This is a genomic window from Streptomyces albicerus (genome assembly GCF_008905045.1).
GTDB classification, from domain to species: domain Bacteria; phylum Actinomycetota; class Actinomycetes; order Streptomycetales; family Streptomycetaceae; genus Streptomyces; species Streptomyces albicerus.
On record NZ_VWMY01000007.1, the window covers coordinates 23,607 to 45,260 of the forward strand.

Below are 21,654 nucleotides of genomic sequence, written 5' to 3' on the forward strand. Positions count from 1 at the left end.
GGGGGACGAATCAAGTGTCCAGCGCAACAGGCGCATCCGGGAGTCTGCTCGGCACCGGTGCCGTGATCAGCTGCCCGCACGGCGGCCGCGCCACCACCGCCACCACATCCACCTCCGCGGTGCTCATGGACGGCATGCCCGTCGCCACGGCCGCGCACGGCTACGTCGTCACCGGCTGCCCGCACACCGTCGACCGCGTGCCCGTGCCGTGCGTCTCCGTCCGCTGGACGGCCGACGGCACCGGCGTCACGGTCGACGGCGCGCCCGTGCTGCTCGACACCGCCGCCGCCCAGTGCTTCACGGCGGCCTTCGTGCCGCAGGGCCCGCCGGTCGTCCAGGCCGCGCAGCGAAAGGTGACCGTCCGATGAGCCCACGCACCCGCCCGCGTACCGACATCGCGTTCCCCTTCCGGGCCGACCGCCGAGGCCGCACCGCGCACGCCCGCCACGACGAGCACGTCCGCGACCTGATCGAGCAGGTGCTGTTCACCAGCCCCGGCGAGCGCGTCATGCGCCCCGACTTCGGCTGCGGACTGCTCGACCTGGTGTTCGCCCCCAACAGCCCCGAACTCACCAGCACCCTCGAACTGTCCGTGCAGGCCTCGTTGCAGCGCTGGCTCGGCGACCTCATCGACGTGGAGGCCCTGGACGTGGTCAGCGAGGACAACGTCATCCGCGTGTACCTCTCGTACGCCGTGCGCTCCACCGGGACGCGCCGCGACGACGTCTTCGAAGGGAGGGCCGCCGCATGACGAGCACGAGCACGACCACCTCCCGGCGGACGAAGGTAAGAGCCGCCCAGCTCAACGGAGTTGACGCCGTCGAGGTCGGTGACGACGGGCTGACGCTCACCGTCACGTTCCTCGGCAAGGCCCCGCACGGCCTGTGCGCCGAGAACGTACGCATCGACGGCGGCCGCCGTGTCACCGGCATCGAGGCCGTCGACGTGAGCGTCGAGCGCGAGGAGGACCCCGAGCTCGACGACCGGCTGTACGTCACCCTCGACAAGGCCGGCGACACCTCCCGCTACCGGCTCTCCCTCGTGGAGACCGACCCGTACGGACGCCCCGGCACGGAACCCTTCCGCGGCTTCGACCAGCGCTACCACAGCGCGTCCTTCGCCTTCCGGCCCGACTGCCCCACGCCCTTCGACTGCAAGGACGACGACCGGCTGACGCCGGACTTCCCCGAAGCGCCCGTCGTCGACTACACCGCCCGCGACTACGAGACCATCCGCAAGCTGCTCCTCGACCGGCTCGCGCTCACCACCCCCGACTGGGTCGAGCGCAACCCCGCCGACCTGGGCATGACGCTCGTCGAGCTGCTCGCGTACACCGGCGACCAGATCAGCTACCAGCAGGACGCGGTCGCCACGGAGGCGTACCTCGACACCGCCCGCCGCCGGGTCTCCGTACGCCGTCACGTCCGGCTCATCGACTACGCGATGCACGACGGCTGCAACGCCCGGGCCTACGTCACCGTGGAGACCGCCGGCGAGCACACGCTGCTGCCGGGCACGTACCGCTTCGCCTCCGTCGACGTACGCACCCTCGACCCGCACGACCGACCGGAGCCCGGCACGGTCATCGGCGACGGGGACCTCGCCGAGCTCGACGAGCGCGGGTCCGTGGAGGTCTTCGAACCGGTCGCGTCGGCCGACCCGTTGGAGCTGCGGGCCGCGCACAACGCGATCCGCCTGTGGACCTGGGGCGGCGAGGTGTGCTCCCTGCCCAAGGGGGCGACCGCCGCGACCCTGCGCGACGAGTGGCGCGACGCGGAGACCTGCGAGGAGCGGCAACTCGACCTGAAGCCAGGGGACTTGCTCGTCCTGGAGGAAGTGAAGGGGCCGCGCACCGGCACCCCCGGCGACGCCGACCCGGCCCACCGGCAGGTCGTGCGCCTGACCTCCGTCACCCCGGGCCTCGACCGAATCGAGGACCAGCCGGTCCTGGAGGTCACCTGGGCCGCCGAGGACGCGCTGCGTTTCCCGTTCTGCCTCACCACCCGCGGCGGACGCGACTGCGAGCCCGTCGAGGACGTGACGATCGCGCGCGGCAACGTCGTCCTCGTCGACCACGGCCGCTCGCTGAACTGGTGCGGCGACAGCCTGCCGGAGACGGTGACCGTGCCGCCCGTGCCCGCCGTCGCCGGCTCGTGCGACCTCCCGGCCTTCGGCTGCCGGGACCACGAGGAGGGCAACGCGCCCGCCCGGCTCGTCAACTCCCTTACGGACAAGGCCGACTGCGGCAACGCGCTCACCCCGGACGACATCCGCGAGCTGTTCGAGGTCGTCGGCGAGGACGCGACCGTACGCGCCGGACTCGGCCTGGAACTCGCCGGGCAGCGGCAGGAGAGGGTGGTGCCGGGCACTGCGTACGCCCAGGCCGCGGCGCTGAGGACCCTGCTCGCCCAGTCCGCCTACCCGGGCATCGCGCCCCGCTTCCGGCCGGTCCTCGGCCGCTCGCCCGTGGCGCAGGCCGTACCGTTCCCCGACCCGCGGACCGTCGCCGCAGGCCAGGCCGAGCGCATCGCCGCCATCCCCGGCCGGGTCAGGCAGCGCCTCGTCGAGCTGTGGCGCAGTGCCCGCGACCGCGACGGGCTCGGCGAGCAGGAGATCGCCGAACTCACCGTGATCTACGGCCTGAAGGTCCTGGAGCGGCTCGAACTCCACCTCCACCCGGTCCGTGCCCTGCGTGAACTCCTCTTCCGCAGCGACTCGTTGCTCGACGCGAAGCTGCGCCGCGTCGAGGTGCTGACGGCACGGGCGCGCGCGGGCACGGTCCTCGACGGGCACATCGCCTGGGAGATCGCGCACAGTTGGGGTCCCGCGTACGCGGCCGGGCTGCACCCCGACGAGCTGGTGCTCCGCGGCCCCGCCTCGGCGGCGCTCCGGCACGACCCACGACAGGCACTGCCCGCCGTACGGCTCCACGACGGCGACCTGACCTGGGAGCCGCGCCGCGATCTGCTCGACAGCACCTCCCGCGACCGGCACTTCGTCGGCGAACTGGAAGACGACGGACGGCTCGCCCTGCGCTTCGGCGACGGCCGGCACGGGGCGCGTCCGACGCCCGGTGCGCGGCTCGAACTCCGCTACCGGCTCGGCGGCGGCACCGCGGGCAATGTCGGCGCGGAGGCCATCAACCACCTGGTGATCTGCGGCGACGGCGATGGCGACGGCGATCGTGAGGAGCCGCCGGTGGCCGGCGTACGCAACCCGCTGCCCGCCGTCGGCGGCACGGTGCCCGAACCGGTCGAGCAGGTACGCCAGTTGGCCCCGCTCGACCTGCGCCGCACCCGCCTGCGCGCCGTCACCGCCGACGACTACGCGGCCCTCGCCTCCGCCCTGCCCGGCGTACAGCGGGCCGCCGCCGAGATCCGCTGGACCGGCAGCGTCCAGGAGGCCCACATCGCCGTGGACGCGTACGGCACCGGCGCCCCCTCGGGCAAGCTGCTCGACGAGGTGGCGCAGGCCCTGGAGGCCTACCGGCGCATCGGCCACGACCTCGTCGTCGGCCCGGCCCGGCTGGTACCCCTCGACATCGCGCTGAAGGTGTGCGCGATCCCCGGCCACCAGCACGGGCAGATCCTGGCCGAGCTGTACCGCGTGCTCGGCAGCGGCCGCCTTCCGGGCGGGCGGCTCGGCTTCTTCCACCCGGACGCGCTGACCTTCGGCGAACCGGTCAGGCTCAGCCGCCTGGTCGCCGCCGCGGCCGCCGTGCCGGGCGTCGAGAGCGTCCATGTCACGCGGCTGCGAAGGCTGTTCCACGAGGACCGAGGAGAGAGGGAGGACGGCGTGCTGCGGCTCGGCCCGCTGGAGATCGCCACCTGCGACAACGACCCCGACCGGCCGGAGAACGGCCAGTTGGCGATATCCCTCGGAGGTGCCCGATGAGCGACGACTGCACCTGCGGCGGCACGTGCGGCGATGGCGCGTCCGGTGGCGGCGCCTGCGGCGGCCACGACGAGCGCCTCGCCCCCGCCCCGCTCCACAACCCTCCCGGCCGCACCGCCCTCGACTACCGAGTCGGCGACTACGGCTCTTTCCTGGCGGCCCAGCTCGACCGGCTCGCCTCGCCCGCGTACCCGGCCCTCGGCAGCCTGACCGTCCGGACGCCCGACGACCCGGCGATCGGCCTGCTCGACGCCACCGCCGTCCTCGGTGACCTGCTCACCTTCCACTCCGAGCGGATCGCGGACGAGGCCTATCTGCGGACGGCGAACGAACATCGCTCGCTCGCGCTGCTCGGCCGTCTGGTCGGCCACCGCCCGCGTCCCGGCGTGGCCGCCTCCACCCATCTCGCGTACAGCCTCGAACGCGATCCGCGCGCCGAGACCCTGCCCGTGGTGATCCCGCGCGGTGCGCGCAGCCACAGCGTGCCCGCGTCCGCCGACGAGGAGTCGCAGACCTTCGAGACGAGCCGCGACCTGACGGCCCGCTGGGACTGGAACGAGCTGAAGGTCCGCCGTCGCCGTCCTTCCCTCGTCACCCCGGAGGACCTGGAGCGCCGCTCGGAGCTCTTCGTCGAGGGGACCGCCAACTCTCTCCAGACCGGCGACCAGTTGCTCTTCGTCTTCGGTGAACAGGCGGGCGCAGTACGCAAGTTGCTGCCCGTATCGAAGGTACGGATCGACCGGGACGACGAGATCACGGCGATCGGCCTGCCTCAGTCGGCCCCGGCCACCCTCAAGGAGCTCGTCGACGAGGTACGGCGGTGGACCTCGGAGCCCGAGGCCCCGGGCGAGCCCGGCGACGAGCCGCCCACCCCGGAGGTCCCCAACCCGCGCCCGGTCAGCCGCCTGATCGAGGACTTCGACGACCAGGTCCTCGCCCCGCTGCGGGCCGACCTGGACGGGATCAAGACCCCGGAACGCCTCGCGGTCCGCCTCGCCGAGCCCGTCGAACGCCTCGGCGAGACACAGGTCCTCGCCACGCCGTACGAGGACGTGGCGGCGTGGTTCGAGCAGCTGGAGGCCGTACTGGCCGAACTGGCCGAGCGCGCCCTGGAGTTGGCGCCCGCGCAGCCGCTGCCGCCGACGGACGAACAGGGTGTGTCGGCAACGGGCGAACCGGGCGGATCGGCAACGGGCGAGCACAGCCCCGCGGCAGCCCCAGGCCAGAGCGCAGCCGCAACACAGGGCCCGGCAGCCACCGCGGCACCGAGCTCCACGGGCCTCACCGCCCCGAGCCCCCTCGGCCAGCGCGAAGCCGCCCTCCAAGCTCTCGGCTCCGTCCTGCCCGCACTCCGCGGCAAGGCCCCCGCGCCGACCGGAGCAGAACAGCCCCGCCGCCCCGGCGCCGACACGGCCCGGCTGCTGTCGGCCCTCAACCCTGGCCTGACCGGTCTCTACCCGGCCTGGCGGACGGCCGCCGCCCCCGGCACCCCGCAGCTTCTGCGGGAACTCCTCGCGATGCGCGTGACCGCCGCCCCCTTCGGTGCGATGGCCCCGCTCAAGCCGGTCCAGGACGACAGGGGCCGGGTCATCCGCACCGCGGACTGGCCCCTCACCGGCGCCACCCTGGTCAGCATGCGTGTCGTGTTCGACACCGCCGGCAAGGTCCCGGTGCGGGCGGAGTTCCAGTACGTCGAGGGCAGCAGCTCCGACCAGCGCGCGGAGAACCTGCCGGTCGCGCAGCCCGTCAACTTCCGCCTCGGCACCGGCCAGGTGGACCTGTCCACCCGCGCGGGCCAGGACCGCGAGCTGAGCTGGCTGAACCGCCGCCCCACCGACTCCCAGGAACCTGGTGTCACCGCGGTCCTCCACTCGGGCCTGCCCGAGCGCACCCTCTTCGTGTCGCGCCCGGACGAGGACGGTCTGGTCCACGTGGGCGTGCACAACGGCACGTCGGAGCAGATCGCCCTGCGACCGGGTGTCCCGGAGCAGTTCACGCACGGCGAGTACGAGGTGAGCCTCACGTACACCGTGGGCAGCGCCGCGCCCAACGTCGAGGTCGTCATCGCGTCGAAGCCGGCGCCCACCAACCGCCGCGTGCTACAGCTGGACCGGGTGCACGACGGCATCACGGTCGGCAGCTGGGTGGCGATCCAGCGGCCCACCAAGGGAGTTGAGGGCGGCGTCCCCGGCGACGCCAAGCTGGCGTTCGTCACCACGAAGGTCGTGGCCGCGCGCACAGCCGCGTACACCAACTACGGCATCACCGGCCGCGGCACCGAACTCGTCCTGGCCGACCCCTGGCTGGACGAGTTCGACGTCCTGCTCTCGCACATCCGCGACACCACCGTGCACGCGGCGGGCGAGCCCCTGCGTCTCGCCGACGAACCGCTCGGCGAGGACGTGCACGGCAACGAGATCGAACTCGCCCAGCTGTACGACGGGTTGCGGCCGGGCCGCACACTCATCGTCGGCGGTCAGCGCAGCGACATCCCCGGCACCGCCGCCGTGCGGGCCACGGAGGTGGTCACCATCGCCGCCGCCGACCCCGCCGTCGATCCCCAACTGCCCGGCGACCACGTCCACACGAAGCTGACGCTGACCGCGGACCTCGCGTACCGCTACCGCCGCGAGACCGTGCGGATCCTCGGCAACGTGGTCGAGGCGACGCACGGCGAGGGCAGGGACGAGCCGGTCGGCAGCGGCGACTCGGACCGTACGAACCAGACGTTCGCGCTCTGGCAGTCGCCGCTCACCTGGCTCGCCGACGACAACCCCCTGGGTGCCACACCCGTCCTGGAGGTCAGAGTCGACGGAGTGCTCTGGCACGAGGTCGACAGCCTCGCCGGACGCGGCCCGCGCGAGCGCGTCTACATCACCGGCACCACCGCCGACGGCCGCACCACCGTGACCTTCGGCGACGGCGTCCACGGCGCCCGCCTGCCCAGCGGCCACGAGAACGTGCGCGCCCGCTACCGCTTCGGCACCGGCAAGGCCGCCAACGTCGCCGAGGGCCGCATCACCCAGGCCCTCACCCGCCCCCTCGGCGTCACCGCGGTCACCAACCCGCGCCCGGCCACGGGCGGCGCCGACGCGGACGGGCCCGCACTGACCCGGCGTACGGTCCCGCTGGCCGTCTCGGCCCTGGACCGCCTGGTCTCGGAGGCGGACTACGAGGACTTCGCCCGCTCCCGCGCCGGCATCGGCCGGGCCGCCGCGCGCGAACTCTTCGACGGCCGGCGGCGCGTGCTGCACGTGACGGTCGCGGGCACGGACGACGTGCCCATCGCCGAGGACTCGGACCTTCTGCGTGCACTGCGCGGGGCACTCACCGAGTACGGCGACCCGAACCTCCCGGTCCGCGTGGACGTCCGCGAACTCGTCGCGCTGCTGGTGGCCGCGAAGGTGAAGGTGGCGCCCGACCACACCTGGGAGGTCGTCGGACCCCGCCTGCGCCAGGCCCTCCTGCGCCGACTCGGCTTCGAGGGAAGGGAGTTGGGCCAACCCGCCCGCCTCTCCGAGATCCTGGCAACCGCGCACCAGGTGCCCGGCGTCGACTACATGGACGTCGACGTCTTCACCGGTGTCCCCGCCTCCGCGACCGCCGAGGAGCTCACCGGGGTGCTCGCGAACCCGGGCCTGCCGAAGGCCTCGGTCCCGGCGCGCGGAGCCACGTACGACGAGAAGATCCACACCGTCCGCAAGAAGGACGGCGAGACCCTGTCGGCGGTCTGTGCCCGCCATGGCATCCCGCTCGCCGAACTCCTGCGCCTGAACCCCGACATCACCGACACCCGGCGCCTTGCGAAGGGCCGTTCGGTGTACGTCTTCCGCGGCATCCGCCCGGCCCAGCTCGCACTGCTGTCGCCGAAGGCCGCGGACACCCTGATTCTGACGGAGGTCAAGTGATGGCCGCGATGTCTGCGATGTTCCCGGACGTCCAGTTCGAGACGGAGGCCGTGTGATGTCCAGGGAACCGGACGGACTCGCCGAGCTGCTGCCCCAGTGGCACCGGCTGCGCGACGCCCAGGAGGGCGAACCGCTGCGCGCCCTGCTCGCCGTCATGGCCGAGCAGATCGACCTCGTACGCAGCGGAGTCGAGCAGGGTTACGAGGACCTGTTCGTCGAGACGGCGGCCCCCTGGGTGCTGCCGTACCTCGGCGACCTCGTCGGCTACCGCACGTTGCCGGGCTACGAGCGTGTCCTCACCACCGGGCTGCGCGGCGGGAGTTCGGCCGCGCTCACGGAGGCGGTCGCACCGCGCGGCGACGTCGCCGCGACGGTCGCCAACCGCCGCCGCAAGGGCACGCTCCACCTCCTCGAAGAACTCTCCGAGAAGGTCGCCGACTGGCCCGCACGAGCCGTCGAACTCTCCCGGCACGTCTCCCACCAGCAGCCGGTGAAGCTGTACGGGACCGGGGGTGCCCACCGCGGAACACGTGGTCGTCTCGCCGACCTCAGGGACGGCTCCGCGCTCGACCTGGCCGGCGGACCCTTCGGGGAGGTGGCCCGCTCGGTCGACGTCCGCAGGGCCGACTCCCGTCACCGGCAAGGGGGTTGGACCCCGGCCGGCGTCGGACTCTTCGTATGGCGGCTGAAGGCGCACTCGCTGACGTCCTCACCGGCGTACTGCATCGACCGGGCCCGCAACCTCTACACCTTCTCCATCCTCGGCAACGACACCCCGCTGGTCACCAAGCCGGTCCCGGAGCCCTCGCCCACGCACATCGCGACGATCGACAACGTCCCGGCGTTCATCCGCCGTCACCAGCTCCACGACCGCCTCGCCGACTACTACGGCCCCGGCAAGAGCTTCGTGATCCGGCGCGACGGCGAGGACAAGCCCGTACCGCTCTCCGACATCGTGGTCGCCGACCTGTCGGAGTGGCGCTACCGGCCGGGGCGCGGTCAGGTCGCGGTCGACCCGGAACTCGGCCGGATCGCGTTCGGCTCGCGGTCCGCGCCCCGGCAGGGCGTGTGGGTCGACTACCACTACGGGTTCGGCGCCGACATGGGCGGCGGCGAGTACGTACGCGACCGCGAACCTCGCCCCGACGCCGAGGTCTACCGGGTCGGTCCCGGTGAGACGTACCGGCAGATCATGGACGCGTACCGGGACTGGCAGAACGACCGCCGGGCCGGCCGCTGCGGGCCCGAGGGCATCATCGAGATCACGCACAGCGGCGCCTACCAGGAGCAACTGGACTTCGACCTCGACCCGGGCGACCGGCTAGAACTGCGCGCGGCCGAGGGCACCCGCCCGGTGATCCGCCTGCTCGACTGGTACAGCAACCGCCCCGACGCCCTCAACATCCGTGCGGTGTCGGAGGACTGCGCCCCTGCCGAGCGTCCGCGGATCGTGCTCGACGGACTGCTCGTCGCGGGCCGCGGCATCAACGTCACCGGCCAGATGGGCGCCGTCGTCGTACGCCACTGCACGCTCGTGCCCGGCTGGTCCCTGGAGCCCGAGTGCGACCCGCACTCGCCCGAGGAGCCGAGCATCGTCCTGGACCGCACCGCCGCCTGCCTCCAGGTCGAGCACAGCATCCTCGGCACCATCGAGGTCATCGGCGACGAGGTCTCCGAGGAGCCCCTCGACATCCACCTCCGCGACAGCATTCTGGACGCCACCGCGGACGACCGCGAGGCCCTCTCCGCACCCGACTGCCGGCACGCCCACGCCGTCCTGCACCTGCACCGGACGACCGTGATCGGCGAGATCCACACCCACGCGGTGAAGATCGCCGAGAACTCGGTCTTCACCGGGCGGCTGCACGTGGCCCGGCGCGGCATCGGCTGCATCCGCTTCTCGTACGTGCCCGGCGGGTCGCGTACGCCGCGCCGCTACCGCTGCCAGCCCGACCTGGTCGGCCCCGCGCAGGCCGCCCGGGTACGACCGCTCTTCACGTCGCAGCGCTACGGGACGCCCTGGTACGGGCTGTTGGCGGACCGGTGTGCCGAGGAGATCCGGCGCGGCGCGGAGGACGGGGCCGAACTGGGCGCCTTCCACGACCTCTATCGGCCGCAACGCGAGGACAGCCTGCGGGCGCGGCTCGCGGAGTACACGCCCGCGGGGACGGACGCGGGGATCTTCTTCGTGACGTGAGCCGAGACGTGATGCGAGACGTGATCCGAGCCCGGCCGCGCGAACCGAACCGGCCGCCCCGACCGATGACTTTGTGAACCCGCACATTCCCGAACCAGGGGGACCCCCTTCATGCACGCAGATCTCTCCCGCTCCACGTTCCGCCCGGAGCGGCACTACTCCGCGGTCATCGCCCAGCAGGGCCGCGTCCAGCTCGACGCGGACGCCAACGAACAGACCGCGATCCAGCTCCACCAGGCCCGCACCCTCACCGCCGACCTGATCGGGCAGCACGGCGGGCCGCGCGACGCTGCCGGCTTCCGCATCGAGTACGTCGGCGGCAGGCACGACATCGACACCCTCCACATCCACGGCGGCCGCTACTACGTCGACGGCATCCTGTGCGACGCGGACCGCCCCGCGCCCGGTGTGCCCGTACCGGACGAGGCCGAGGAGGAACAGGAGTCCGGGCGACCGCCCGAGCACTGGACCTACTGGGACCAGCCGGACGGCTTCCGCGACCCGGAGAAGCCCGGCGACCGGCTGCCGTCGCCCGCGCAGGCCCCGTTCGTCGTCTATCTGCACGTGTGGGAGCGCTCGGTCACCGCTGCCGAGGACCCGGCGCTGCGCGAGGTCGCGCTCGGCGCGGCGATGCCGGACACCGCCGCCCGCGCCAAGGTCGTCTGGCAGGTCCTGCCGCTGGCCCTCGACGAGTTGGAGACCGAGGAGACCGAGCCGTCCAAGGAAGTGGTCCGCGCGGCCTTCACCCGCTGGGCCCAGAAGCAGGCCACCTCCTCGGCCCGGCTCGCCGCCCGCAGCGAGCGGCCCGACCACGCCGACGAGGACCCGTGCCTGGTCAAGCCCGACGCCCGTTACCGCGGCCCGGAGAACCAGCTGTACCGCGTGGAGGTCCACGAGGGCGGCGAGGCCGAGGACGCCACCTTCAAGTGGTCCCGGGAGAACGGCTCCGTGGTCTTCCCGGTCGACGAACTCGACGGTACGTGGGTGCAGTTGGCGTCCCTCGGCCACGACGACAAGCTGGACCTGGACGTCGGCGACCGCGTGGAGTTCACCGACACCGCGTACGCCTCCCGCCTCGAACCCCTGCCGCTGCTCAGGGTCGAGGAACTGGACCTGCCCGGCCGCCGCGTACGCCTCTCCGCCGAGCCGGAGCCGGGCGTCGGACGGCTGCCCCACCTGCACCCGTTCCTGCGGCGCTGGGACCACCATGAGGGCCCGAAGCGCAAGGGCCGTACCACTGCCCTGCGGGGCGGGGCCGTACCCGTCACGGAGGGGGAGTGGCTGCCCCTGGAGGACGGCATCGAGGTCTACTTCGCCAAGGGCGGCACCTACCGCACCGGCGACCACTGGATCATCCCCGCCCGTACCGCCACGGGCAGCGTCGAATGGCCGGTGGACCCGGCGCGCAGGCCTCTGCTCCGGGGCCCGGCCGGCATAGCCCGCCACTTCGCGCCCCTCGCCCTGGTGAAGGGCGAGTCCGGAGCCGTGGACCTGCGCCTCGCCTTCGGCCCCCTCGCCAGCAGCATCCCGGCGGCGGACGAGGCGACGCTCGCGGCGGAGGCCCGCGCGCGCCAAGAGGAACAGGCGGCGGAGACCGATCCCTCCGGCGGCAGGTCGCAGACCACCGCCGAGGCGGAGGCCGCCGCGGAAGGAGACGAGTGATGGCAAAGCCGCTGACCGCGTCCAAGCTGGTGGAGATCCTGCGCGCGGAGGGCCTGACGGTCCACGAGGTACGCAACTGGCGCCGCCACAACCGCAATTCGAAGGGGCCCTGGGGCCCGATGAACGGCGTGATGATCCACCACACCGTCACCTCGGGCACCAACGCCTCCGTGGACATCTGCTACGACGGCTACTCCGGCCTGCCCGGCCCCCTGTGCCACGGCGTCATCGACAAGAAGGGCCATGTCCACCTGGTGGGCAACGGCCGCGCCAACCACGCGGGCCTCGGCGACGGCGACGTCCTGCGCGCCGTGATCAACGAGACGAAGCTGCCGCCCGACAACGAGGCCGACACCGACGGCAACCGCCACTTCTACGGCTTCGAGTGCATCAACCTCGGCAACGGCAAGGACCCCTGGCCCGAGGCGCAGAAGGAGGCCATCGAGAAGGTCTCCGCCGCGATCTGCCGCGCCCACGGCTGGACCGAGCGCTCCGTCATCGGCCACAAGGAGTGGCAGCCCGGCAAGCAGGACCCGCGCGGCTTCACGATGGACGGCATGCGCAAGCGAATCCGCGAGCGGCTGGGCGGCAAGGGCGGCGGCGGGAAGGATGCCCCCGCCCCCGAACCGAAGCCCCAGCCCAAACCGTCGTACGAGCCCTTCCCCGGCGGCGGCTTCTTCCACATCGGCCAGAAGTCCCCGATCATCACGGCCATGGGCCGTCGCCTGGTCGACGAAGGCTGCGGCCGCTACGAGCACGGTCCGAGCCCCGAGTGGACCGACGCCGACCGCAAGTCCTACGCGGCCTGGCAGGAAAAGCTGCGCTTCAAGGGCAAGGACGCGGACGGCATCCCGGGCAAGTTCAGCTGGGACAAACTGAGGGTGCCCAAGAGCGCCCCGTAAGGGGCGCGGGGCTGTGCCGATATGCGGCTCCGCCGCGTGGGCGCGACCAGCCACAGACGGCCCGCAGCCGCCGTAACTCCATCCCAGCCGAGCTCTTAGGCGTTCCGGGGCGGATACGGCGGCCGAGCCGGAATCGCCGCGGAGCGGGACGGCAGCGCCGGCAGCGCTGTCTCATGCAGCCAGGACGAGAACAGCTCGTCCAGCGGCTCGGCGCCAGCCGCATGGCGGGCGACATGCGCCGTGAAGGCCGCGGTCGTGACCGCGCCACCCCGGTGCAGCGCAGCCCACGCCCGCAGCATCCGGAAGAACGCCTCGTCACCCAGCGCGCACCGCACCGCGTGCAACACCAACCCGCCCCGCTCGTAAAGGCGGTCGTCGAACATCAACTTGCGACCCGGGTCCGACAACCGGAGGTCCTGCGGCAGCCCGGACAGCTTGCGATGCGCGATGCCCGCGAGCGCCTGCGCGGTGCGGCCGCCCGACCGCTCCGACCACAGCCACTCCGCGTACTTCGCGAACCCCTCGTTCAGCCAGATGTGCCGCCAGTCGGCGATGCTCACGCTGTTGCCGAACCACTGGTGCGCCAGCTCGTGCGCGACCAGCCGCTCCGAACCCCGCGCCCCGTCCACGTGGTTGGCGCCGAACAGGGAAAGACCCTGCGCCTCCACAGGGACGTCCAGCTCCTCCTCGGTGACGACCACCGCGTACTCGCCGAACGGATACGGACCGAAGAGCTCCTCGAACAGCTCCATCATCGCGGGCTGCCGCGCGAAGTCCCGGGAGAACTGGGTGAGCAGATGCGCCGGAATATGCCCCGCCTGGGGCACACCGCCAAGACCCGGATCACCGAGCAGCACCGTCTGGTACTTCCCGATGGACAGCCCCACCAGATAGCTCGAGGTGGGCGCCGACTGCTCGTACACCCACGTCGTCGTGGACGCCTTCGTCGTCCGGGTCAGCAGCCGGCCGCCCGCCACCACCGAGTACGTGGACGGCGTGGTGATCGAGATCTGGTACGAGGCCTTGTCCGCCGGGCGGTCGTTGCACGGGTACCAGGACGGCGCCCCGACCGGCTGGCTGGCCACCAGCGCCCCGTCCTCCAGCTCCTCCCAGCCGAGCCCGCCCCACGGGCTGCGAACCGGCTTGGGATTGCCCGACCACTGCACCTCGACGGTGAACGCGGCCCCGGAACGGATCGGCTTCGCCGGGCGGATGCGCAGCCTGCCGCCCCGGTGCGTGTAGTGCGGCGCCCGGCCGTCGACCCGGACCCGGCCGATCCTGAAGTCGGCCAGGTTCAGATGGAATTCGGTGAGAGGGGACCGGCCCGCGATGGCGTTCAGTCGCGCGGTGCCGGCCAGCCGGTTGGGTCCCGGACGGTAGTCCAGGGCGAGTTCGTACCGATGCACCCGGTAACGGGGATCACCGTTCGCCGGGAAGTACGGGTCCGCTCCCACTGTCTGCTGAACCACTGAAGTGTCTGCTCCCTGCGCTGTGCTCGTACGACGTGCCGGTGCACCATTCCCGGACGCCGTACGGGCCGCGCCTAGGAACGCCATGCCTCGATCGGGTTGCCCAGCCAACGGGTGTCGTCGGGAACGGATTCCGCCGCCATGACGAGGGACGCGGGTCCCAGTGTGCTGCGCGCTCCGACGGTGCTGCCGGGCAGAACGATTCCGCCCGGGCCCAGGGTGGCGCCCTCACGGAGGACCACAGTATCCGTCCGCAAGATCCGGTCGTGGAAGAGGTGGGTCTGCAGGACGCAGCCGCGGTTCACCGTCGCCGCGTCCTGAAGCGTCACCAGGTCCGTCTCGGGCAGCCAGTAGCTCTCCACCCACACACCCTTGCCGATCCGGGCGCCGAGGCCGCGCAGCCACAGGTTCATCACCGGTGTACCGGGCACGGATCCGGCCAGCCACGGCACGGCCACCACCTCGACGAAGGTGTCGGCCAGTTCGTTGCGCCACACGAAGCCGCTCCACAGCGGGTACTCACCGGTCTTGTGCCGCCCCACGAGCAGCCACTTCGCGACGACCGACAGCAGCCCCGCGGCGGCCCCGGCGCCCAGCAGCACGACCCCGGCGAGCAGCCAGGCCCACGCCCCCAGCACGCTCAGCGCCGCCACCGTCAGCACGGCCAGCGCGGCCGAGCAGAAGACGGGCACGATCCGGCACAGCTCGACGAGCCCGCGCGCCCACAGCAGCCGCGCGGGCGGGTCGTACGTACGGCTCTGATCGCCGCCCTGTGTGGAGCGCGGCAGCTTGACCGGTGGCAGCCCCAGATACGAGCTGCCCTTCTTGGCCTTCTTCGGCGTCGCGGACAGCACCCCGACCAGGCCGCCGTCCGGCACGGAACGGCCCGGCCCGGTCATCCCGGAGTTCCCCAGGAAGGCCCGGCGCCCGATCTCCGCCCGCCCGATGCGCATCCAGCCGCCCCCGAGCTCGTACGGCGCGGTCAGCGTGTCGTCGGCCAGGAACGCGCCCTCGCCGACCGTCGTCAGGCTCGGCAGCGCGAGCACCGTCGACACCTCGGCACCGCGCCCGATCCGCATCCCCAGCAGCCGCAGCCACACCGGAGTGACCAGACCGGCGTACAGCGGGAACAGCGTCTCGCGCGAGCGGTCCATCAGCTGGGTGACCGTCCAGGCCTGCCAGCCGATCCTGCTGTGCGTCGGATGCGTACCCGGCCGCAGACCGAGACTGAGCAGCCGCACGGCGACCAGCAGAAGCAGCGCGTACGCCAGGCCGAAGGCCAGCGTCGCCGGCACCAGCGCCACCGCGGCACCCCGCAACGCCTCGCCGAGCCCGGCGTCCGGCGAGACGAACACGCTCGCCGCCAACAGCGCGGCGAGGCCCGCGACCAGCGGCAGCGCCGTCAGCGCGAACCCGGTCGCGCCGTACATCACGGCCCAGTACGTCCCCCGCTGCGGACGCTCCTTGGGCCAGTCGCGCTTCGCCTTGCCGAGCTTGACCGCGGGCGCGCCGGCCCACCGCTGACCGGTGGGGACGTGCCCGGACACGGCCGAACCGGGGGCCACCTCGGACCGCTTGCCCACACGCGCACCCGGAAAGAGCATGCTGCGCGTGCCGACCACGGCGTGCGCGCCCACCTTGACCGGGCCGATCTCCAGGCGGTCGCCGTCCAGCCAGTGCCCCGACAGGTCCACCTCGGACTCGACGGCGGCACCGCGGCCGAGCTTGAGCATGCCGGTCACGGGCGGCAGCGAGTGCAGATCCACGTCGGGCCCGATCTTGGCGCCGAGTGCCCGCGCGTACCGCTCCAACCAGGACCCCGTCAGCGAGGTCGCCCCGCTGAACTCGGCGAGTCGCTCGGCCGTCCACAGCCGCAGATGCACGCTTCCGCCCCGCGGATACCGTCCGGGCTTCACGCCACGAAGGAGCAGCCGCGCACCACCGGCCGCGATCGCGAGCCGCCCCGGCGGGCTGAAGAGCAGCGCGGCCCCGGCGGCCACGAGCCACCATGAGGCGGTCGGCGCCCACGGATACGGCCCGAACCAGTGCAGTACGTTGCCGAGCGCGGCCAGCGCCACGGTCCAGCGCAGCCCGAGCAGCGTGAACAGCGGGACGAGCAGCAGCAGTTGGACGACCTTGGCCCGCAGCGGAACCGGCGCGATCTCGCGGGTGGCCCCGTCGCCCTGCGCGGACTTCTCCAGGTGCCGGGCGAGCTTGCGCAGCACGGGCTGCTGGTAGATGTCGACCACGGCGGCGCTCGGGTAGCGCGTACGCAGCCGGGTGGTGAGCTGGGCGGCGGCGAGGCTGCTGCCGCCGATCGAGAAGAAGTCGTCCCGCGCGGAGCTCACCGGGATGCCGAGCACCTCGCTCCACTGCTCGGCGAGCCAGGCCTCGGTGCCGTACAGCTGCTCGGCGGGACCGCCGGTCTCCAGGCCTTCCAGGGGCCAGGGGAGGGCGTTCCGGTCGACCTTGCCGGAGGTCCGGGTCGGCAGTTCGGCGACGGGCGCGAGCAACGGGACCAGCGCGGCGGGCAGCTCGGCGCGCAGCTTCTCGACGGCCGTCGCGTGGTCCCAGCCGTCCTGGATGACGACATAGCCGACGAGCAGCTGATTGCCGCTGCGGGCCGTACGCACGGCAGCGGCGGCACCCGCGACACCGGGCAGCGCCTGGAGCGCGGCATCCACCTCGCCGAGCTCGATCCGGCGGCCGCCGAGCTTGATCTGCTCGTCGGCCCGCCCGAGGAAGATCAGCCCCTCGGGCTCGGCCTTGACGAGGTCACCGCTGCGGTAGGCGCGTTCCCAGCCGAGGGACTCCAGCGGCGCGTACTTCTCCGCGTCCTTCTCGGGGTCGAGATAGCGCGCGAGCCCGACTCCGCCGATCACCAGCTGGCCGCTGCCGCCCATCGGCACCGGCTCGCCGGCCTCGTCGACGACGGCAAGCTCCCAGCCGTTCAGCGGCAGCCCGATCCTGATCGGCTCCTCGCCGGTCAGCAGCGAGGCACAGGCGACGACGGTGGCCTCGGTGGGCCCGTACGTGTTCCACACCTCGCGTCCCTCGGTGACCAGCCGCTGCGCCAGCTCGGGCGGGCAGGCCTCGCCGCCGAAGATCAGCAGCCGGACCTCGTTGAGGGTCTCCGGCTCCCACAGGGCCGCCAGCGTCGGCACGGTGGAGACGACGGTGATCTCCTGCTCGACCAGCCAGGGCCCAAGGTCCGCGCCGCTGCGCACCTGGGAGCGCGGCACGGGCACCAGACAGGCCCCGTACCGCCAGGCCAGCCACATCTCCTCGCAGGACGCGTCGAAGGCGACGGACAGACCCGCCATGACCCGGTCGCCGGGCCCGATCGGGTCGTCGGTGAGGAACAGCCCGGCCTCGGCGTCCACGAAGGCGGCGGCACTGCGGTGACTGACGGCCACGCCCTTGGGCTTCCCGGTGGAGCCGGAGGTGAAGATGATCCACGCGTCGTGCTCGACACCGGGGCGCGCGGCGGGAGTCTCGCTCCGCCCGTTGACGGTCAGCTCGTGCCCGGCCCCGATGACGGCCCGCACGTCGGCCTCGCCGAAGACCAGCTCGGCCCGCTCGTCGGGGTCCTCGGCGTCCACCGGCACATAGGCGGCGCCGGCGGCCAGTACGGCGAGGATGGCGACGTACAGCTCATTGGTCCCGGACGGGACGCGGACGCCGACCCGGTCGCCGAGGCCCACCCCGGCGGCGCTCAGCCGCCGCCGCAGGGCCTCGACCTCGACGGCGAGGGCGCGGTAGCTGAGGCAGCGGTGGCCGTCGTCCAGCGCGGGCTCGTCGGGGTACGCCCGTACGGAGGCGTCGAGGATGTCGACCAGCGTGCGCGGCGAGGCGGCGGACGCGGCGGAGAAACGCGCCGGGTCGCCGAACTCTGCCCGCACCTCGTCGTCGAACAGCGCGAGTGCGGGGCCTTGCTCGAGGGCTGCCATCGGGTCCTCACGTGTCGTTCCCGGAAGGCCGGGGGCGCTGGTGGGCCCGCAGGTACGCCTGGGGATATTCCGCTCCAGCTCCGAACAAGCGTTGAATTCTAATGCGACGCTAGCCTCGGACCTGGGCTTCAGCCATGTGAGGAGGCCTCCGGAGGGATCTGGAAGCACTCGCTCCGGCGCTCTGACGTGGAGGTATGTCATGCTGACGAGATCTGCCCCACACATGGCCGTAACACGGTCCAACTGGGGGCGAACGGGGTCCGATCGCAACGAAAACGGAGACCGAACGCAACGAGCGAGGGCCGCGACCAGTCGGTCGCGGCCCTCGCTCATCTCGTGTGTCCGAGGGGGGACTTGAACCCCCACGCCCGATAAAGGGCACTAGCACCTCAAGCTAGCGCGTCTGCCATTCCGCCACCCGGACAAGGTGTCTGTCGCGCGGGGTTCCCCTCGCGGCGACGGAGGAAACATTACCAGGCTTTCGAGGACCCCCGATCACGGGCCGTGGGGCGTGAACGACGTGTGACGGGCCGGGTCCGGCCTTGGGGTGGGGAGGGTCGGAGAGGGAGGATGAGAGGGACCGCCAGCGGGAACACCGCAGCAGGCAGCGTGGGAGGAAGCAGCGTGAGCGAGCCGGACACGACCAGGAGCATCACGGGTGAGGACGAGGTCGTCGACCTCTGCCGCGAGCTGATCCAGATCGACACCAGCAACTACGGCGACCACTCGGGCCCGGGTGAGCGCAGGGCCGCCGAGTACGTCGCGGAGAAGCTCGCCGAGGTGGGGCTCGAACCGCAGATCTTCGAGTCGCACCAGGGCCGCGCCTCCACGGTGGTCAGGATCGAGGGCGAGGACCGCTCGCGGCCCGGGCTGCTCATCCACGGCCACACCGACGTCGTACCGGCCAACGCCGAGGACTGGACGCACCACCCGTTCTCCGGCGAGGTCGCCGACGGCTGTGTGTGGGGCCGCGGCGCGGTCGACATGAAGGACATGGACGCGATGACCCTCGCGGTCGTACGCGACCGGCTGCGCGGCGGACGCAAGCCGCCCCGGGACCTGGTGCTGGCCTTCCTGGCGGACGAGGAGGCCGGCGGCAAGTTCGGCGCGAAGCACCTCGTCGACAAGCACCCGGACCTCTTCGAGGGCGTGACCGAGGCGATCGGCGAGGTCGGCGGGTTCTCCTTCACGGTCAACGAGAAGCTGCGGCTGTATCTCGTCGAGACCGCGCAGAAGGGCATGCACTGGATGAAGCTGACCGTGGACGGCACCGCCGGGCACGGCTCGATGATCCACCGGGACAACGCGATCACCGAGCTGTCCGAGGCGGTGGGGCGGCTCGGCAGGCACAAGTTCCCGGTGCGCGTGACCAAGACGCTGCGGCACTTCCTCGACGAGCTCGGCGACGCCCTCGGCACCGAACTCGACCCGGAGGACATGGACGCGACGCTCGCCAAGCTCGGCGGCATCGCCAAGCTCATCGGCGCCTCGCTGCAGAACACCGCCAACCCGACCCAGCTGGGCGCCGGTTACAAGGTCAACGTGATTCCGGGCCAGGCGACCGCGCACGTCGACGGCCGCTATCTGCCGGGCTACGAGGAGGAGTTCCTCGCCGACCTGGACCGGATCCTCGGCCCGAACGTGAAGCGCGAGGACGTGCACGCCGACAAGGCCCTGGAGACCACCTTCGACGGGGCCCTCGTGGACGCCATGCAGACCGCGCTGGTCGCCGAGGACCCGATCGCGCGGGCCGTGCCGTACATGCTCTCCGCGGGCACCGACGCCAAGTCCTTCGACGACCTCGGCATCCGCTGCTTCGGCTTCGCCCCGCTGAAGCTGCCGCCGGAGCTGGACTTCGCCGGGATGTTCCACGGTGTTGACGAGCGGGTGCCGGTCGACGCCCTCAAGTTCGGCGTGCGGGTGCTCGACCGCTTCATCGAAGCGTCCTGAACCACCGCTTCTTCGAAGCGTCCGGAATTAACCCGCTGAAACGACACTCCAATAATCGCCAGCGCGTACGGAGTCGACTGAGAAGGGTGAATGCGCTCATAGGCTCGTAGCCCTATTACTCCCTCCTCGTTACAGGTGATGTGATCCGCGGCTGGGATCGCATTGCCAACAAGGAGGAATAATGATCAAGAAGATCGTCGCCGCTGCTGCTGCCACTGGTGGCATCGTTCTCGCTGGTGCGGGTATTGCGGCTGCCGACGCCGGTGCTCAGGGTGCTGCCGTGCACTCGCCCGGCGTGCTCTCGGGCAACGTCGTTCAGGCGCCCGTCCACGTGCCGGTGAACGTCTGCGGCAACACGGTCTCCGTGATCGGGCTGCTGAACCCTGCCTTCGGCAACACCTGCACCAACGCCTGACGTTGTGCTCACCTCATGAGGGTCTGCGCCCCATGAAGGTCTGAACCCATGAGGGTCTGAGTCCGCGGCCCCGGAGTGCGCGCCATGCGCTCCGGGGCCGCCGACATTCCGCATTCCGCGCACACGCATCCCGGCGTGTGCGCGTTCCTGAAGCTGCAAGGCTTACGAGGCTTACAAGGCAGGGAAAAGCTATGCGACAGGTCACCCGCAAAGGCCTGATGACGGTGGCGGCCGCGACGGGCGTTCTGGCCGCCACCGGCGGTTACGCGCACGCCGACTCGGGGGCGCACGGCACCGCCTCGGACTCCCCGGGCGTGCTCTCGGGGAACTCGGTACAGGCGCCGGTGCACGTACCGGTGAACGTCTGCGGCAACACCGTGAACGTGGTCGGGCTGCTCAACCCGGCGGAGGGCAACAGCTGCGCCAACGAGGGCGGCGGCTCCGGTCACCACGAGTCCGACGGCGGCGGTTCGCAGGCCGGGGGGCACACCAGTGACTCACCCGGCGTGGGCTCCGGCAACCACGTGCAGATTCCGGTGGATGTGCCGGTGAACGTCTGCGGCAACAGCGTCTCCGTCGGCGGTGTCGGGAACGCGGCCACGGGCAATGACTGCGAGAACACCGGGGACGGGCACGGGACGACGCCTCCCGGGCACGGGGAGAACCCTCCCGGCGAGCCCGGTCAGCCGGGCAACCCCGAGGAGCCGGGGGAGCCTGGTGAGCCGGGCAGTCCCGGTGAGCCCGGTCAGCCGCCGTCCGCCGGAGACGAGGACCCGGGTGCCTCGAACCCGAACCACCCCGGCACCCAGGTCGTCACCCAGCCCAAGGGCTCCGCGCAGCTCGCGCAGACCGGCAGTGACCTGCCGCTCGGTGTCGCGCTGCCGGTGGGTGCGGGCGCACTGCTGGTCGGCGCCGTGCTCTACCGCAAGGCACGCGCCTCGGCGTGACCCCACACCATGACGCCATAAACGGTGTCATGGCACAACAAAGACCCCCAGGGGCAGATGAACACGTCCCCACGGCAGGTCGAACGGAGCGGGCCCCGCGAGTGCGGGGCCCGCTCCGTTTCAGCCGTCCCGCGTCACCACGTGGCACGCACCTGGCGGATGATCCGTCGGCGCAACCGCACTCGGCGGCTGCCGTCGGGGTGCAGGCTGAGGCGGTCCAACTCCCAGTGTCCGTACTCCGCATGGTCCGTCAGCAGGCGTGTCGTTTCCTTGCGGGAGACCCCGCGCGGTACGTACACGTCGACAAATTCGTATTCCGGCATCGCATCTATTGTGCGTGTGGAGGCCGTGTACGGATAG

At 72.1% G+C, this 21,654-nt stretch carries 13 protein-coding genes and 1 tRNA gene; 10 read left to right on the top strand and 4 right to left on the bottom strand.

Translation table 11 applies throughout. The features are described 5' to 3' along the window. Window positions 1-14: 14 nt before the first annotated feature. The 7 genes from GAS53_RS07440 to GAS53_RS07470 all read left to right on the top strand — a co-directional run bounded on the left by GAS53_RS07440 (window position 15) and on the right by GAS53_RS07470 (window position 12,563). Window positions 15-368, top strand: coding sequence for a hypothetical protein (locus tag GAS53_RS07440; protein ID WP_151476658.1), 354 nt, complete (start codon window positions 15-17; stop codon window positions 366-368). Beyond that, entirely contained in the window at window positions 365-751 is a 387-nt protein-coding gene (locus GAS53_RS07445; RefSeq protein WP_151476659.1) for a GPW/gp25 family protein, read from the top strand. Before GAS53_RS07440 ends, GAS53_RS07445 begins: the two co-directional genes overlap by 4 nt. Further along, a complete protein-coding gene (locus GAS53_RS07450) occupies window positions 748-3,894 on the top strand; it encodes a putative baseplate assembly protein (RefSeq protein ID WP_151476660.1) in 3,147 nt (1,048 codons plus the stop codon). The genes GAS53_RS07445 and GAS53_RS07450 overlap by 4 nt, the downstream gene beginning before the upstream one ends. Then, window positions 3,891-7,802 (top strand): putative baseplate assembly protein, encoded by a 3,912-nt coding sequence (locus tag GAS53_RS07455; RefSeq protein ID WP_151476661.1) that lies wholly within the window; start codon window positions 3,891-3,893, stop codon window positions 7,800-7,802. The genes GAS53_RS07450 and GAS53_RS07455 overlap by 4 nt, the downstream gene beginning before the upstream one ends. Window positions 7,803-7,857: 55 nt before the next feature. Then, the gene (locus tag GAS53_RS07460) at window positions 7,858-9,999 is read left to right on the top strand and encodes a hypothetical protein (protein WP_151476662.1); all 2,142 of its coding nucleotides are present in this window, start codon (window positions 7,858-7,860) and stop codon (window positions 9,997-9,999) included. Window positions 10,000-10,110: 111 nt separating this feature from the next. Further along, complete coding sequence (locus GAS53_RS07465; RefSeq protein WP_151476663.1) at window positions 10,111-11,661, top strand: DUF6519 domain-containing protein; 1,551 nt, start codon at window positions 10,111-10,113, stop codon at window positions 11,659-11,661. Then, a complete protein-coding gene (locus GAS53_RS07470) occupies window positions 11,661-12,563 on the top strand; it encodes a peptidoglycan-binding protein (protein ID WP_151476664.1) in 903 nt (300 codons plus the stop codon). The genes GAS53_RS07465 and GAS53_RS07470 overlap by 1 nt, the downstream gene beginning before the upstream one ends. Before the next feature lie 95 nt (window positions 12,564-12,658). On the opposite strand, the gene GAS53_RS07475 is transcribed toward GAS53_RS07470, so the two are convergent. The 3 genes from GAS53_RS07475 to GAS53_RS07485 form a co-directional block, all read right to left on the bottom strand. Next, window positions 12,659-14,119, bottom strand: a complete 1,461-nt coding sequence (locus GAS53_RS07475; RefSeq protein WP_151476665.1) for a M1 family metallopeptidase — start codon at window positions 14,117-14,119, stop codon at window positions 12,659-12,661. Beyond that, window positions 14,107-17,982: a Pls/PosA family non-ribosomal peptide synthetase gene (locus GAS53_RS07480; protein ID WP_151476666.1), complete on the bottom strand. Its 3,876-nt coding sequence runs from the start codon at window positions 17,980-17,982 to the stop codon at window positions 14,107-14,109. The genes GAS53_RS07475 and GAS53_RS07480 overlap by 13 nt, the downstream gene beginning before the upstream one ends. A gap of 339 nt (window positions 17,983-18,321) precedes the next feature. Next, window positions 18,322-18,406: transfer RNA gene (locus GAS53_RS07485), tRNA-Leu, on the bottom strand. A 200-nt stretch (window positions 18,407-18,606) separates the two neighbouring features. Between GAS53_RS07485 and GAS53_RS07490 the strand changes: the two genes are divergently transcribed. The 3 genes from GAS53_RS07490 (at window position 18,607) to GAS53_RS07500 (ending at window position 21,294) form a co-directional block, all read left to right on the top strand. Further along, window positions 18,607-19,932 (top strand): M20/M25/M40 family metallo-hydrolase, encoded by a 1,326-nt coding sequence (locus GAS53_RS07490; protein WP_151476667.1) that lies wholly within the window; start codon window positions 18,607-18,609, stop codon window positions 19,930-19,932. 181 nt (window positions 19,933-20,113) lie between these two features. Then, window positions 20,114-20,347 carry a chaplin ChpH gene (gene chpH, locus GAS53_RS07495; protein ID WP_151476668.1) on the top strand — a complete coding sequence of 78 codons (234 nt, stop codon included), beginning with the start codon at window positions 20,114-20,116 and terminating at the stop codon, window positions 20,345-20,347. 191 nt (window positions 20,348-20,538) lie between these two features. Continuing rightward, on the top strand, window positions 20,539-21,294 hold the full coding sequence (locus tag GAS53_RS07500; RefSeq protein WP_151476669.1) for a chaplin: 756 nt from the start codon (window positions 20,539-20,541) through the stop codon (window positions 21,292-21,294). Between the two features lie 134 nt (window positions 21,295-21,428). Here the strand turns inward: GAS53_RS07500 and GAS53_RS07505 are convergent, their stop codons facing one another. Further along, window positions 21,429-21,617 (bottom strand): DUF5703 family protein, encoded by a 189-nt coding sequence (locus GAS53_RS07505; protein ID WP_033323315.1) that lies wholly within the window; start codon window positions 21,615-21,617, stop codon window positions 21,429-21,431. Window positions 21,618-21,654 lie beyond the last annotated feature (37 nt).

What these genes read in the sequence shown, in the direction of transcription:
- GAS53_RS07500 (WP_151476669.1), top strand. Translation starts at nt 20,539, where the DNA reads ATGCGACAGGTCACCCGCAAAGGCCTGATGACGGTGGCGGCCGCGACG.
- GAS53_RS07475 (WP_151476665.1), bottom strand. Translation starts at nt 14,119, where the DNA reads ATGGCGTTCCTAGGCGCGGCCCGTACGGCGTCCGGGAATGGTGCACCG.
- GAS53_RS07460 (WP_151476662.1), top strand. Translation starts at nt 7,858, where the DNA reads ATGTCCAGGGAACCGGACGGACTCGCCGAGCTGCTGCCCCAGTGGCAC.
- GAS53_RS07445 (WP_151476659.1), top strand. Translation starts at nt 365, where the DNA reads ATGAGCCCACGCACCCGCCCGCGTACCGACATCGCGTTCCCCTTCCGG.
- GAS53_RS07465 (WP_151476663.1), top strand. Translation starts at nt 10,111, where the DNA reads ATGCACGCAGATCTCTCCCGCTCCACGTTCCGCCCGGAGCGGCACTAC.
- GAS53_RS07450 (WP_151476660.1), top strand. Translation starts at nt 748, where the DNA reads ATGACGAGCACGAGCACGACCACCTCCCGGCGGACGAAGGTAAGAGCC.
- GAS53_RS07480 (WP_151476666.1), bottom strand. Translation starts at nt 17,982, where the DNA reads ATGGCAGCCCTCGAGCAAGGCCCCGCACTCGCGCTGTTCGACGACGAG.
- GAS53_RS07505 (WP_033323315.1), bottom strand. Translation starts at nt 21,617, where the DNA reads ATGCCGGAATACGAATTTGTCGACGTGTACGTACCGCGCGGGGTCTCC.
- chpH (WP_151476668.1), top strand. Translation starts at nt 20,114, where the DNA reads ATGATCAAGAAGATCGTCGCCGCTGCTGCTGCCACTGGTGGCATCGTT.
- GAS53_RS07455 (WP_151476661.1), top strand. Translation starts at nt 3,891, where the DNA reads ATGAGCGACGACTGCACCTGCGGCGGCACGTGCGGCGATGGCGCGTCC.
- GAS53_RS07470 (WP_151476664.1), top strand. Translation starts at nt 11,661, where the DNA reads ATGGCAAAGCCGCTGACCGCGTCCAAGCTGGTGGAGATCCTGCGCGCG.